The 13,394-nt window shown below is 64.5% G+C and carries 13 protein-coding genes; 9 read left to right on the plus strand and 4 right to left on the minus strand.

Annotation, left to right across the window (positions count from 1 at the left end):
- Positions 1 to 210: 210 nt before the first annotated feature.
- The 4 genes from BO1_RS16450 (at position 211) to BO1_RS16465 (ending at position 4,250) form a co-directional block, all read left to right on the plus strand.
- Entirely contained in the window at positions 211 to 1,425 is a 1,215-nt protein-coding gene (locus BO1_RS16450) for a DUF2863 family protein (protein WP_028218484.1), read from the plus strand.
- Between the two features lie 198 nt (positions 1,426 to 1,623).
- On the plus strand, positions 1,624 to 2,562 hold the full coding sequence (locus BO1_RS51365) for a LuxR family transcriptional regulator (RefSeq protein ID WP_043285099.1): 939 nt from the start codon (positions 1,624 to 1,626) through the stop codon (positions 2,560 to 2,562).
- A 10-nt stretch (positions 2,563 to 2,572) separates the two neighbouring features.
- Positions 2,573 to 3,247, plus strand: coding sequence for an energy-coupling factor ABC transporter permease (locus BO1_RS16460; protein WP_028218485.1), 675 nt, complete (start codon positions 2,573 to 2,575; stop codon positions 3,245 to 3,247).
- Positions 3,248 to 3,494: 247 nt separating this feature from the next.
- Complete coding sequence (locus tag BO1_RS16465; protein ID WP_028218486.1) at positions 3,495 to 4,250, plus strand: BspC domain-containing protein; 756 nt, start codon at positions 3,495 to 3,497, stop codon at positions 4,248 to 4,250.
- 109 nt (positions 4,251 to 4,359) lie between these two features.
- Here the strand turns inward: BO1_RS16465 and BO1_RS16470 are convergent, their stop codons facing one another.
- Together BO1_RS16470 and yaaA are read right to left on the minus strand one after the other, a co-directional pair.
- On the minus strand, positions 4,360 to 5,523 hold the full coding sequence (locus tag BO1_RS16470) for a M14 family metallopeptidase (RefSeq protein WP_028218487.1): 1,164 nt from the start codon (positions 5,521 to 5,523) through the stop codon (positions 4,360 to 4,362).
- A 65-nt stretch (positions 5,524 to 5,588) separates the two neighbouring features.
- Positions 5,589 to 6,371: a peroxide stress protein YaaA gene (yaaA, locus tag BO1_RS16475; RefSeq protein WP_028218488.1), complete on the minus strand. Its 783-nt coding sequence runs from the start codon at positions 6,369 to 6,371 to the stop codon at positions 5,589 to 5,591.
- Positions 6,372 to 6,436: 65 nt separating this feature from the next.
- Between yaaA and BO1_RS16480 the strand changes: the two genes are divergently transcribed.
- The gene (locus BO1_RS16480) at positions 6,437 to 6,961 is read left to right on the plus strand and encodes a putative toxin-antitoxin system toxin component, PIN family (RefSeq protein ID WP_043285101.1); all 525 of its coding nucleotides are present in this window, start codon (positions 6,437 to 6,439) and stop codon (positions 6,959 to 6,961) included.
- A gap of 141 nt (positions 6,962 to 7,102) precedes the next feature.
- A complete protein-coding gene (locus BO1_RS16485; protein ID WP_028218490.1) occupies positions 7,103 to 8,296 on the plus strand; it encodes a pyridoxal phosphate-dependent aminotransferase in 1,194 nt (397 codons plus the stop codon).
- A gap of 3 nt (positions 8,297 to 8,299) precedes the next feature.
- Here BO1_RS16485 and BO1_RS60740 read toward each other — a convergent pair whose 3' ends face one another.
- Together BO1_RS60740 and BO1_RS16500 are read right to left on the minus strand one after the other, a co-directional pair.
- Positions 8,300 to 9,142, minus strand: coding sequence for a fimbrial protein (locus tag BO1_RS60740; protein WP_218002808.1), 843 nt, complete (start codon positions 9,140 to 9,142; stop codon positions 8,300 to 8,302).
- 425 nt (positions 9,143 to 9,567) lie between these two features.
- The gene (locus BO1_RS16500; protein ID WP_028218493.1) at positions 9,568 to 10,209 is read right to left on the minus strand and encodes a glutathione S-transferase family protein; all 642 of its coding nucleotides are present in this window, start codon (positions 10,207 to 10,209) and stop codon (positions 9,568 to 9,570) included.
- A 108-nt stretch (positions 10,210 to 10,317) separates the two neighbouring features.
- Between BO1_RS16500 and BO1_RS16505 the strand changes: the two genes are divergently transcribed.
- From BO1_RS16505 to BO1_RS16515, 3 genes are read left to right on the plus strand one after another with little or no spacing between them, the layout of a single operon-like run.
- Positions 10,318 to 11,889: a 3-hydroxyacyl-CoA dehydrogenase gene (locus BO1_RS16505; RefSeq protein WP_028218494.1), complete on the plus strand. Its 1,572-nt coding sequence runs from the start codon at positions 10,318 to 10,320 to the stop codon at positions 11,887 to 11,889.
- Entirely contained in the window at positions 11,886 to 12,674 is a 789-nt protein-coding gene (locus tag BO1_RS16510) for an oxepin-CoA hydrolase, alternative type (RefSeq protein WP_028218495.1), read from the plus strand. Before BO1_RS16505 ends, BO1_RS16510 begins: the two co-directional genes overlap by 4 nt.
- Positions 12,674 to 13,393 (plus strand): histidine phosphatase family protein, encoded by a 720-nt coding sequence (locus tag BO1_RS16515; protein WP_028218496.1) that lies wholly within the window; start codon positions 12,674 to 12,676, stop codon positions 13,391 to 13,393. Before BO1_RS16510 ends, BO1_RS16515 begins: the two co-directional genes overlap by 1 nt.
- Position 13,394: the final 1 nt, after the last annotated feature.

Here is a 13,394-nt window from a genome sequence, read left to right on the forward strand (position 1 = left end):
AACCGCCCGTCCTCAGCCCCCCCTGATACGGTCGTCGCGCAATACTACGCATAGGCGCCGACGCATCGAACAACGGCTTTTCCATCGCCTGAGACGAAGTGTCTGGCCACCGCCCCGTACACTATCTTCTGGTCGCTCTGTAGGGCAAACCGATGGCCCGCGCGGAACAGACTAGAATATGAGGTTCTCTGCATCCCAACTCACGGATTTATGCGCTCGCGAATCGCCAAACGCCTCCCTCCCGATGCCGACAAGCTCGTCGGCCTGTCGCTCGCCCTGTTCGCCTCGGGCAGCCGCACTGAAGACCGCTTCTGGGAGGCCAAGCTCGACACGCTGCTCGCGAAAGTCGTCCGCAACGGCAACCAGACCACGCTCGACGCCGCGCTCGATCACCTGCAGCAAAACCACCCGGACGCCTACGGTGCGCTCGCCGATATGGCTGAGACCCACAGCGAGTCGTTCCTCGTCGAGCACGACGGCGCGCAATACGAAGCGCTACTCGTAGCCGCACCCGTGCTTGCCTGGACGCGCTATGTGATTCCGTCGGGGCCGCTGAAGACGGACGCGTCGGATGCCCTGCGCACGCATCTCCAGGCACACGTGCTGGCGAACGGCACGCGCGTCGCGATGGCACCCTATCTCTATAGCATCGACCAGCTCCCGCGCCACCACGTCGAGACCTGGCGGCTTGCACAGCAGCTTTCGCAGGCCGCACTGAGCGGCACCGCGGCAAAAATCAGCGCGGGCGAGCTGCCCGAGACTTCGCCGATCCTCGCCGATCCTCGCTTTCTGCTGGCCGTGGTCGCCGCGCCGGTCGGCGCGCCGCTCTTCCGCTGGCAGGAAGAGGAGCACGGTGCCCGTATCGAGCGTGGCCAGTGCCTCGAACAATGGGCCGCGCAAGGCGGCGCCAATCTCGCCATCGTCATGCCCGGTTGCGAGTTCGAATGCCTGCTGCCGGACGCCTACTATTCGGCCTGCCGCGACGCCGACGAGCGTGTGCGCCCCCACACCATCCGTACCGCGGTGCGCTACCTGCTCGACACGATCGGCGCAAGCGCCCAGGACCTGCGCGCCGTTGTCGCCGGCTTCGGCGAACGACGCATCGACGAATATCGCGTCGGTTTCACGAAACGCGGCAGCAATGACGTGCTGTATGGCGTAGTCTGGCCGCTCTATGGCCGCGAGAACGGCGACGCCGAGATCGACGAAGAGCCGTCCGAAGAAAATGGCGGCACCGGCCCGCTCGAAGAGATCGTCGCACTGCTGAAGGAGTCGGGCATCACCGATATCCGTCGCCATGCCGGCCGCTTCGAGCCTGAATATTGCGACGATTGTGGCGTACCGCTTTATGCAGACCCACTCGGTGAGATTGTTCACGCCGAAATGCCGGAAGATGCCGAGCCCGTTCAGCCACATTTCCACTAAGCAATACGGCGTATTCCTACCCTGCCCCGCCTCAGTGCGGGGCTTTTTTTTGCCCTACGTCCTACGCCATCTGGACAGGCCGCCACGACGCAAGCTTTTTGTCATCATGGTGCTGTTGGCCCGGTTTAACGCAGCGAGTGCAAGGCATGCACCGCACAACATTTCGAGAGGGGCCGTTCACAACAGGAGGGCTTGGCTATGCGGTTTACGGTATTCAACCCGGACGCCGAACGGCGCGAGGGGCTCAAGGCGCTGTTACGACAAATCGACCGGCGCGCGCGCTTTAACGACGCGGCGGACTGGCGCAGCGCCGAACGCGCGATGCAGCGCTTCACACCGAACCTGCTTGTGATCGACTGGCACGACGGCATCCGTCCGGGCGAGCTGCGCAATTTCGCGAACCGGCATCAGACGCTGCCCGTCGCCGTCCTCGTAGACCGCACCGAGCCGCCCCACGCCGTACGCGCGGTGCTCTCCGAGGGCGCACGCGGCATCATCCGGCGCACCACCGACTCGATCCTCATCGTCAAGCTGCTCGAGCTCATCCTGCTCGGTGGCGATCATCTGCCCGCCGACGTATTCGGCCCTTCGTTCTGCCCACCGGGCTCGTGGCCGGTGCCGCAACGTCGCAACAGCAAGAGCGCCGCGCATATATCCAAGGCCCACCTCAAGGTGAGCCTTTCGCCGCGCCAGGAGCAGATCCTCCGCTGCGTCCACATGGGCAGCACGAACAAGATGATCGCCCGGGCGCTCGGCATCAGCGAAGGCACCGTGAAAGTCCATCTGGCGAGCATCTTCCAGCAACTCGGCGCCCCCAACCGGGCCGCTGCCGTAGCAATCTACAACGGCTTGCTGTCGAGTCAGCTACAAGTGCTGCGCACACGCCGCGACAGCGCGCCGAGGCCAACGTACGGCGAACACGGCCCAGTGCCGCTGCGCTCGCGTGATGATCGGTCGTTCCGCTATCCGTTGCGACAAGACGACACTGCGGAGGCACTACCGATCGCCGCGGAGCCCACCGTGCCCTACGGCGGCGCGGCGCCCGCCCCCGTTGCGCCACGCCCCGAAGCCGACTCGAGCAACGAAGAACCGGAAGTGCCGCCCAGCTGCGCACACCTTTTGCCTTCCAACGAGTAATATGAAGCATATGGGGTTCCTGTATACGCCGCTTCCGCTGTGGGTCATCGTCGGTGCATGGATTGCAGCCGGGGGCCTGCTCGCGCTCGCGCTATGGAATAACCCGTTCAAGCGTCTGCAAGACGCGACGCTCCAGCACGTGTGGCTCGCCATCATCGTGGCCGTCTCCGTGCTGTGGGCGAGCAATGCCTGGCTCGAGGACGGCACCGTGCTGCATCTGCTCGGCGCCACCCTCGTGGTCACACTATTCGACTGGGGACTCGCGCTCATCGCCATGGCGGTAGTCGTTGCGCTGGCCGCCGTGGTCTTCGACGCGCCATGGGACGGCGTCGCACTCACCTTCCTCGTGTTCGGTGCCTTTCCGGTGGCCCTATCGGCATTGCTGCAGCGCGCGTGCGCTGCGTGGCTGCCTCGCAACCTCTTCATGTTCATCGTCGGCCAGGGTTTCGTATCGCCCGCCATCGCGGTCTGCGCGGCGGCCTATCTGGCGCTCGGCACCCACGTCGCGCTCAACGGCGGATCGATGCTCACCGTGCCTGCGGGCTATGCGTTCAGCGTGTTCCTGCTGGCGTCCGGCGAGGCCTGGTTTACTGGCATGGCTACGGCGCTGATCGCTGTCTATCGCCCCGCATGGGTCACGACCTATGACGTGCGGCGCTATCGGCTGGGCGGTCCGCGCACCTGAGCGTGGATTGGCGCGCGACACGTGTGGTTGACGAATAGTCGACTGTTTCCTCGGTCGCCACGCAGTAGCCCTGCGCTAGAATGACCCAGCGCATGCCGCGGCCACAAGCCGCAGCAAGCCCGCCAGCGTTACCACAAAACGATCGCGCCATCTGGCTGCGCGAAATATTTGTCCGGCACTGGAACTCATCCACGTGACGCAGCATCTTACGGTGCCTGACGTCCCACCCCTCACCCAGAATAATCAGATGGACCGCAACAACGCATCTCGCCAGTTGCTGAGTGTATTTGGCCGACTGGCCGCCTGCGCCGTGAGCCTCACATTCATTTGCACGCCGCCCGCACAAGCCGATCAGGTCGACCCGAGCGACCCGGCCGGCCAGATCGATCAGCCAGCAGATCTTGCCAGCAAGCAAGGCGATCTCGCCAACACCTTCGTTACCCAGATGCATGCCGATCCGCTGGTCGCCAGCTGCGCCGCGCATGGCAACTTCATCGCAAGCACCTCCGACGCGCTCGATCACGTCGAGTTTCCGCCCAGCTCCTTCGATAGCGCGCATGCCACCGTGACGCCCTGGAACGACTCGTTCGACGAAGGCAAGCAGCGCGTGAAGGTCGATACGATCGTCACCGTCGATGGCGTCGGCATTCCGAAGGACAGTAGCCATGCGCCATACGATCTGAAGTTCCGCTGCGGCTACGTGGGCCAGCAGATCCTCGCGTTCACGTGGAACGATCCGGTACCGCCATTGCGTGCGCGCAGCGAGCCTCGCGCCACGACGGGCGGCACCACGGCCCATGTGAGCGGCAAGCACGGCACGAAGTCGAAGAAAGCCACGGGCAAGGGCCACAAGAAGGCCACTTCGGGCAAATCGAGCCACAAGTCTTCGGCGACGAGCACGAAGAGCGGCGCCAAGTCGACGGCCAAATCAACGGCCAAGTCGACAACGAAGTCAACCGCAAAGAAGAAGACGACGACGAAAAAGAAGTCGACGACGCAATGACGCCATGGTGCCGCCCGCGCGGAATGCGGCACACATGACAAAGGGGGAAGCGGCTCGCACCGCTTCCCCCTTTTTTCATGCCGTCGCCGCGAAGGCCTGCGGCTTTGCGTCAGGCGAACGTTTCGACGTGACGCAAAATGGCTTGCAGCATGGCGGCGCCCAGCGCCGCGCTGCGCTCGCCGTTCCAGCCCACGCGCTCGTCGGGCAGGTTCGCGTTGTCCTTGAACGGCATTTCGAGCGTGAGCGACAGGCAGCCGTAGCGATGCCCGATGTACTTCGACGCGAGCTTGAGCGCGTCTTCACGATAGCGGCTCGCTTCGTAGCCATGCTTGTCCTGGAAGTCCGGGCTCGCAATCTTGAACGCTTCGATGAACGCCGTCTGCTCGGCACGCTGCTGCTCGGTGAAGCCGGGCAGCATCTCCGAGCCGGCCACGAACACATACGGCAGCGTCTCGTCGCCGTGGATGTCGAAGAACAAATCGCAACCGGTTGCCTCGATCGCGTCGCGCACGACGAGCACCTCGGGACTGCGCTGCGCATCCGGCTCCATCCATTCGCGATTCAGGTTTGCGCCCACCGCGTTGGTGCGCAGGTTGCCGTGCACGCTGCCGTCCGGGTTCATGTTCGGCACGATATGGAAGATGACGCGGTCGAGCAGCTTGCGCGCAACCGGATCGCCCGCCCAGTCGCCCCAGCCCGCCAGACGCTTCACGAGCCCTTCGACGAACCATTCGGCCATCGACTCGCCCGGATGCTGGCGCGCGATAATCCAGACCGTCTTCTTGGGCTGGCCTTCGGGCGTGGTGTCGCCGGGCATGCCGAGCGAGAGCAGCGTCATCGGCCGGCCTTCGACCGTCTGGCCGAGTTCGCTGAGCGTCGCGTGCGGCAGTTGCTGCAGCGCGCCGAGAAATTCGGAATGACGCTCCTCGCTGTACGGCTCGAAATACGCGTAGTAGATGCTGTCGAAGTCGGGCGTATGGTCGATGGTGAGCGCCTTGCCATCGTACGAGGTCGGCACGCGAAACCAGTTGACGCGGTCGTAGCTCGCCGCGGCCTGGTAGTCGCGCCAGCCCTCGGGGAATGCGCATGCCGAGGCGTTCTCGAATGTGATCACGCAACGTTCGCCGCGCCCGCCCGTGAGGCGGAAATAGAACCACTGCGCAAAATCGGATTGATTGTCGGCGCGCACGCGCAGACGGATGTCGTCGGCTTGCTCGCACGAGAGCACTTCAATCGCGCCCGCGTCAAAATGGCTGGAAATGGAAATCGTCATGTCGGTGTCCTTCGCTGGGTCAGCAATCCGCACGGCACGCGGGGCACGTACGGCACAAGTGCCGCTTAATCGGCCAGGCGCCGGCGGAATACATAGGTCGAATCGTTCGATGCTTCTGCATCGAATGCATAGCCTTCGGTATCGAAGGCCTTGAGCGCCTCGGGCTCGGCGATGCGGTTCTCGACCGCATAGCGCGCCATCAATCCGCGCGCACGCTTCGCGTGGAAGCTGATGATCTTGTAGCGGCCGCCCTTCCAGTCTTCGAAGACGGGCGTGATGATGGGCGCCGCGAGCTGCTTCGGCTTCACGGCCTTGAAGTACTCGTTCGATGCGCAGTTCACCAGCACGCGCGCGCCCTTCCGGTTGCGTTCAAGCTGTGCGTTGAGCGCGTGCGTGATGCGCTCGCCCCAGAACGCGTATAGGTCCTTGCCGCGCGCATTCTCGAAGCGGGTGCCCATTTCCAGCCGGTATGGCTGCAGCAGATCGAGCGGACGCAGCACGCCGTACAGGCCCGAAAGCACGCGCACGTGCTGTTGCGCGTAGTCGAGATCGGCGTGAGACAGCGATTTCGCGTCGAAGCCCTCGTACACGTCGCCGTTGAACGCGAGCACGGCCTGCTTCGCGTTGGTCTGGCTAAAGTGCTGCGACCAGTCGGCGTAGCGCTGGAAGTTCAGGCGCGCGAGCGGGTCCGAGATGCTCATGAGCGTGCCGATCTGCTGGGGCGAAAGACGGCGCAGGCCATCGATCAGCTCGGCTGCGTCGTCGACGAAATCGGGGATCGTGTGGGTTTCGATGTGCGCCGGTGTGTCATAGTCGAGCGATTTGGCCGGCGACAGAACGATTATCATAGAGGCTTGCAGGCACCAGCGTGCCGATATTCAAAGGCGAAAGCCCGATTGTAGCGAATTCACGAATGACCGGTTTTACGCCCCCAGATAACGCCCCTGCCGATTCACGCGCGACGCTCGCGCAAGATGCGCTCACCGTGGTGCTCGACTCGAACGTGTGGCTCGACATTCTCGTGTTCGACGATCCGCATACGCGCCCCATTCGTGCCGCGCTCGAACGCGGCGCGCTGGCGGCGCTGATCGACTCGCGCTGCCACGCCGAGCTCGCGCACGTGCTGGACTACCCGCAATTCCAGGGGCGCGGCACCGACAAAGCGGCCGCGCTTGCCGCGCTGACCACGCTCGTACAACAGATCGAGCCACCGGCGCCGCCCGCCGACGCCCGTGCGCTGCCCCAATGCCGAGATCGCGACGACCAGAAGTTTCTGGAGCTCGCGCGCGCGAGCGGCGCCACATGGCTCGTATCGAAGGACCGTGCGGTGCTCAAGCTCGCGAAGCGCATCGCGCGTGATTTCGGCTTTCGCATCGGCACGCCCGACGCTTTCGTCGCGCAATGCGGGCTGGCCGCTGCCGAAACTTCGGCGGCCTAGCTCCACGCCCTGCACAACGGGCGTTTGGCCAGCAGGCCGGCAACCCCGAAGCCCCGCTACGCGCGGCCCGACCGCCCGCGGCCCGCACGATTTGCCTACAATCAAGCTTTTCCGTTCTCCCGACTTCCTTCCGCCAGCGCCATGAACGCACCGCATCCCTCGCAAGATCCGTCGCAAACCCCGCTGCTCTCACCCTCTTTTCCTTCGCGCCTGCCTGACGTCGGCACGACGATCTTCACGGTCATGAGCGCGCTCGCCGCGGAAAAGGGCGCGGTGAACCTGGGCCAGGGCTTCCCCGACTTCAACTGCGACTCGCGCATCGTCGACGCGGTTGCGCAGGCCATGCGCGACGGCCACAACCAATACCCGCCGATGGCCGGCATGCCCGCGCTGCGCGAGGCCATCTCGGAAAAGATCGCGAATGTCTACGGCCGGCGCTACGACGCCAATACCGAGGTCACCGTGACCGCGGGCGCCACCCAGGCGCTGCTCACGGCGATCCTCTGTACGGTGCATCCCGGCGACGAAGTGATCGTGGTGGAGCCGACCTACGACAGCTATCTGCCGTCGATCGAGCTCGCGGGCGGCAAGCCCGTGTTCGTGACGCTCGAAGCGCCCGACTATGCGATTCCGTTCGACCGCCTCGCCGCGGCCATCACGCCGAAGACGCGCCTGATCCTCATCAATACGCCGCACAACCCCACGGGCACGGTCTGGCGCGCCGAGGACATGCGCAAGCTCGAAGAGATCGTGCGCGGCACCAACGTGCTGATCCTCTCCGACGAAGTCTACGAACACATGGTCTACGATGGCCAGCCGCACGAGAGCGTCGCGCGCTATCCGGAACTCGCCGCGCGCAGCTTCATCGTGTCGAGCTTCGGCAAGACATTTCACGTGACGGGCTGGAAGGTCGGCTACGTGGCGGCGCCCGCGCCGCTCACGGCCGAATTCCGCAAGGTGCACCAGTTCAACGTGTTCACCGTGAACACGCCGATGCAGGTAGGTCTCGCGCAATATCTGCGCGATCCCAAGCCGTACCTGGAATTGCCGGCGTTCTATCAGAAAAAACGCGACTTCTTCCGCGCCGGCCTCGCGAATTCGCGCTTCAAGCTGCTGCCGTGCGAGGGCACGTACTTCCAGTGCGTGGATTATTCGGCGATCAGCGACCTGCCCGAAGCCGAATTCTCGAAGTGGCTCACGGCCGAGATCGGCGTGGCGGCCATTCCGGTGTCGGCGTTCTATCACGAGCCGCACGAATCGGGCGTCGTGCGGTTCTGCTTCGCCAAGCAGGAAGGTACGCTCGCGACCGCGCTCGAGCGCCTCGCGAGTCTATAGAGATTACAGATACTGCATCGTCACGGTCATCGAGGTATTCGCCGGACCGGGTGTGATAGCCGCCGCGGTCTGGTAATAGCGCGCCCTGAGCGGAATCGTATAGGACCCGCCCGTGCTCGTGACATAGCCACTGAAGGTCTTGACCGTGCTGAGCGGGAACACCGCCCCGGTCCCGTCGAGCAATTGCACGCCGACGCCCGTCGCAGTCGAACTGCCGTCGAGCGCCACAACGGATTTCGATGCATTAAGAACGGTCGTTGTCGGATCGATCCGATAGGTGACGCTCTTCATGCCGGCCGGGCAGTTCGTCAGTGCGATATTGAAAGACGTGGAAGACGAAAAGGAGTTGACGCCCGTAAACTCCGATTGCAGGTGATCGCCAAGGGGAATCGTCACGTCGGGCGTGGTGCACGCGGCAGCCTTCACAGCGATGTCGTTGGCAAGCACCATGTCGACGACATTCAATCCGCCGATGGAACCGTAAGCAATCACGGTTCCACCCGGTATGACCGTTCCGGCCGCGAGCGATCCCGTCTTGATCAGACGGAAAGCATGCGGCGTGTTGTAGGGCGAGCCCGAACCGCTATAGGGGTAGGTCCCATAGGAAGTCGCGGGCGTGCCGTTATAAATCCACTGAAACGCCAGTCCCGTGTCGCTGCCATTGACGTATATCGCATACTGGTTCGCGCCGTTTGCAGGCTGGGGGCCGATATTGTTCAAGATGCCCGACGGTGACGACGTGGTACACGTGATGTACGCACTTCCCGATGGCGAGACGTTTGGCGATGTGTACAGGGTTCCGTTGGCCGCGTCGCGGCTCACCGTCAATGAGGCAGGCACCGCCATGACGATGGTCTGCTCGCTGCCTCCCGAACTGAAATTGCACGCAGCGTATGCCGTCGGGACAGACAGTCCTCCAAAGGCCAGCACGCCCGCAAGAACCGCCAATCTCCACAAAACCGGCATAGCCTCCTCCTTCGGGATGCACTGAGCACCGTTGATTTACATTGCGCGATGAGCGCGACAGACCGGCAAGGCCTGAGCGCGCTTGCCTGCCGGGACCGAGCCACCGCCGAATCCCTCCCCATCTTCGGGCGGCGAAATCTTCGAAGGCCAACAAGGCTTTGCACAGCAATTGCCGACAGAAACCTTACGTTCCTATCCTACAGTGCACGGTTTCAGCGCCGGGCGATTGCCGCGCCGGCGTACGTGATTCATATCAATCATCGACCGAATAACCTTGAACCACTTTGATACCACTCACACAACGATTAAATCCCTTTAACAATCACGGCCTTACGGTCGGCACTCACGCGCGCCGCGGCGGGCCGCTCTTCAATCGCCTTCACGTAGCCCTTCCAGTCGATGCCGGCCTCGCTCAGGAAGTCGCGCCCGTAGATGGTCCTGGTCGCCAGCGCCACCAGCGGCAGGCTGGCGTAGCCCGCCGTATCAGCCACCGTGAAGTGCTCGCCGCGTAGATAAGGAGCGAATTTTGCGAGCCGCTGAAAGCCGGCGATATGATGGATGAGGAGTTTTTCGGTCCGTTCCCTGGTCTCATCGGTGATAGTGCCGCCGAAGAACGCCTGCTTGTAGAGATTGCGTGCGGTCAGTTCGAGGTGCACGTCGACGAACATGATCAACTCACGCTCCTTCGCCGCCTCCCACGGGTCAGCGGAAAAAATCCCTTTGTCAGGAAAGCGCGCGGCCAGATACTCGACGATCGTCTGCGACTCGCACAGATCGCCGTGCTCCGTTTCCAGATACGGCACCTTGCCGAGTGGCGAGTGAGCGAGAAATTCCGGCGCCTGGCTCGGTTTCTCCTCAACCTCCTCGAACGCAATGCCATACTCGAGCAGCACGAACTTGACCTTGTTGTAGTAGTTCGAGAGCGCGAAACCATGCAGCTTGATCATTCTCCTTGCCTCCTTGCAAGCGGCGGTGTCCGCATTGAACCCGCCGAACCGTTTTCATGAAATTGTACGACCGTGCTATTCTAGGCCAATCATGGAGCCAGGCTTCCAATGACTTCACATCCATTCAATATTGAGACAATCGGCATCGTCGGGACCGGCGCAATGGGCCGCGGCATCGCGCAGATCGCCGCGCAAGCGGGCCTGGCGGTCCGGCTCTACGATACCAATGCGCAAGCGGTCGCGGCCGCGAGCGCGTACCTCGCCGACACCTTCGCGAAACTCGCCGCAAAAGGCAAGATCAGCGACGCCGATGCCCAAACCGCGCTCGAGCACGTCACCGGCGTGAATACGATCGACGGGCTCGCGGGCTGCGATCTCGTGGTCGAAGCGATCGTCGAGAACCTCGACGCCAAGCGCATCCTGTTTCGCGAACTCGAAACCGTGGTGAGCGGCAAATGCCTGCTCGCCTCGAACACTTCGTCGCTGTCGATCACGGCGATTGCCGCTGCTTGCACCGATCCCACGCGCGTCGTGGGCTACCACTTCTTCAATCCCGTGCCGCTGATGAAGGTGGTCGAGGTCATCGACGGCCTGCGCAGCGACCCCGCCGGCGGCGACGCGCTCATGGCGCTCGCGCGCCGCATGGGCCACACGCCCGTGCGCGCGAGGGACATGCCGGGCTTCATCGTCAACCACGCGGGCCGCGGCATGAACACCGAAGGCCTGCGCGTGGCCGGGGAAGGCGTCGCGAGCTTCGCCGACATCGACCGCATCATGCGCGAACAGGCGGGCTTTCGCCTCGGGCCCTTCGAGCTGCTCGACCTGACGGCGCTCGACGTCTCGCATCCGGTGATGGAGTCGATCTATCACCAGTTCTACGAGGAGCCGCGCTTCACACCCTCGCCCATCACCGGCGTGCGACTCGCGGGCGGGCTCGTCGGCCGCAAGAGCGGCGAAGGTTTTTATCGCTATGTCGATGGCAAGCAGCAGGTGCCGGACGAACCCGCCGCGCCCACGACACTGCCTGCGCGCGTCTGGGTGAGCCGGCGTAATGCAGAAGCACGCGTGGCCGTGCTCGCGCTTGCCGCCCGAACGGGCGTCGCGATCGATGAAGGCGACGCGCCCAGCGCCGACTCGCTGATCGTGGTCGCGCCGCTGGGCCTCGACGCCACCACGGCCGCGCTCGAAGAGCAGCTCGATGCGAGCCGCGTTGTCGCCATCGACACGTTGTTCCCACTTGCTGGCGCAAAGCGCCGCACGCTGATGACGACACCCGCCACCACGCGCGCCGCGCGCGACGCGGGCCACGCCCTCTTCGCCGCCGACGGCGTGCCGGTCACGGTAATCCGCGATTCCACGGGCTTTGTCGCGCAGCGCATCGTCGCGACGATTGTGAACATCGGCTGCGATATCGCGCAAAAGCAGATCGCCTCGCCGCGCGACATCGATCTGGCCGTGACGCTCGGCCTCGGCTATCCGCACGGGCCGCTCGCGCTAGGCGACGCACTCGGCGCCCGCACGATCCTCACGATCCTGCGCAACATCCACGCCGTGCTCGGCGACCCGCGCTATCGCCCGTCGCCGTGGCTCGCGCGCCGCGCACAGCTCGGCCTTTCTCTCACGCAACCCGACGCGGCAGACGCCGGTCTTTCCAACGCATCGAACGAGGCACCGCAATGAGCGCCGAACTCCGCAGCACCCGCCCGCAAAACCACGAATCGACGCTCGTGCTGACGCTGTCGAACCCCGGCGCACGCAACGCGCTGCACCCCGACATGTACGCCGCGGCGATCGAAGCCTTCGATGCCGCCGAGCGCGACAACTCGCTGCGCGCGATCATCCTCACGGGCGCCGATAACTTTTTCTGCGCAGGCGGCAACCTGAATCGTCTGCTCGAAAACCGTTCCAAGGATCCCTCGGTGCAGGCCGCCAGCATCGACATGCTCTCGCAATGGGCCACGGCGATGCGCCAGTCGAGCAAGATCGTGATGGCCGCCGTCGAGGGCGCCGCCGCGGGCGCGGGCTTCTCGCTCGCGCTCGCGGCCGACCTGCTGGTCGCGGCCGAGGACGCGAAATTCGTGATGGCCTACTCGCGTGTGGGGCTCACGCCCGATGGCGGCGGCTCGTGGTTCCTCGCCCGCTCGCTGCCGCGCGCACTCGCCTTCGAGGTGATGATCGAGGGCAAGCCGATCGGCGCGCAGCGTCTTGCCGAGCTGGGCGTCGTGAACCGCGTCGCCAAACCGCAAACGGCGCTCGATACGGCACTCGCATGGGCCGACGATCTCGCGAAGATTTCGCCGAACGCGGTCGCGCGCATCAAGGGGCTGACGAACGCGGCCGTCACGCAGTCGCTCGACGACCAGCTCACCGCGGAACGGGAGAGCTTCGTGGCCTCGCTGCATCACCGCGACGGGCTCGAAGGCATCACCGCGTTCCTCGAAAAGCGTCAACCGGTCTACAAATGATGAGCGAATTCAAGCTGCCCTCGCGCCGGCGCCTCTATCTGATGCGCCACGGCGACGTCACCTACTTCGACGACTCGGGGCGCGCCATCGACCCGGACACCGTGCCGCTCAACGAGCACGGCCAGGCCCAGGCCACGGCCGCGGGCGAAGCATTCGCCCAGCAAGGCGTGCGCTTTGACCGCGTGATCGTGAGCGGCCTGCGGCGCACTATCGAGACGGCACAGCGCGTGCTCGACGCCACCGGCCAGCGTATCGAGCTCGAGGTGCAACCCGCATGGGAGGAAATTCACGGCGGGGGCCCTGGCTCGATTCCAGCCGGGCAAATCGAAGACGCGTTCCTGCGCATCTTCGACGGCGTCGTGCCCGAAGACAGGCGATTTCTCGGCGGCGAGAGCGTCGGCGAGCTGCTCGACCGTGTGCTGCCCGCGCTCGCCGCGCTGCGCGCCGACACGTCATGGGAGACGGCGCTGCTGGTCCTGCACGGCGGCGTGAACCGCGCGATTCTCTCGCATGCGATCACGGCCGGCGGCCGCATGTTCTTCGGGCATCTCGCGCAAACCACAGGCTGCATCAACGCGCTCGACGTGGGCGCCGCCCCCCACGACTGGGTCGTGCGCATGCTCAACTACGCGCCACCCTCGCCGCTGCACCGCGACGTGCGCAACACCACGATGGAGATGCTGTACGCGCAATATCTGCGCTATCGCCCGCAGCGCTAGC

This window comes from Paraburkholderia oxyphila NBRC 105797, assembly GCF_000685075.1.
Classification (GTDB): Bacteria; Pseudomonadota; Gammaproteobacteria; order Burkholderiales; family Burkholderiaceae; genus Paraburkholderia; species Paraburkholderia oxyphila.

Coding starts and splice junctions, on each gene's coding strand:
- BO1_RS16450 (WP_028218484.1), top strand. CDS start 211: ATGCGCTCGCGAATCGCCAAACGCCTCCCTCCCGATGCCGACAAGCTC.
- BO1_RS51365 (WP_043285099.1), top strand. CDS start 1,624: ATGCGGTTTACGGTATTCAACCCGGACGCCGAACGGCGCGAGGGGCTC.
- BO1_RS16460 (WP_028218485.1), top strand. CDS start 2,573: ATGGGGTTCCTGTATACGCCGCTTCCGCTGTGGGTCATCGTCGGTGCA.
- BO1_RS16465 (WP_028218486.1), top strand. CDS start 3,495: ATGGACCGCAACAACGCATCTCGCCAGTTGCTGAGTGTATTTGGCCGA.
- BO1_RS16470 (WP_028218487.1), bottom strand. CDS start 5,523: ATGACGATTTCCATTTCCAGCCATTTTGACGCGGGCGCGATTGAAGTG.
- yaaA (WP_028218488.1), bottom strand. CDS start 6,371: ATGATAATCGTTCTGTCGCCGGCCAAATCGCTCGACTATGACACACCG.
- BO1_RS16480 (WP_043285101.1), top strand. CDS start 6,437: ATGACCGGTTTTACGCCCCCAGATAACGCCCCTGCCGATTCACGCGCG.
- BO1_RS16485 (WP_028218490.1), top strand. CDS start 7,103: ATGAACGCACCGCATCCCTCGCAAGATCCGTCGCAAACCCCGCTGCTC.
- BO1_RS60740 (WP_218002808.1), bottom strand. CDS start 9,142: ATGGCGGTGCCTGCCTCATTGACGGTGAGCCGCGACGCGGCCAACGGA.
- BO1_RS16500 (WP_028218493.1), bottom strand. CDS start 10,209: ATGATCAAGCTGCATGGTTTCGCGCTCTCGAACTACTACAACAAGGTC.
- BO1_RS16505 (WP_028218494.1), top strand. CDS start 10,318: ATGACTTCACATCCATTCAATATTGAGACAATCGGCATCGTCGGGACC.
- BO1_RS16510 (WP_028218495.1), top strand. CDS start 11,886: ATGAGCGCCGAACTCCGCAGCACCCGCCCGCAAAACCACGAATCGACG.
- BO1_RS16515 (WP_028218496.1), top strand. CDS start 12,674: ATGAGCGAATTCAAGCTGCCCTCGCGCCGGCGCCTCTATCTGATGCGC.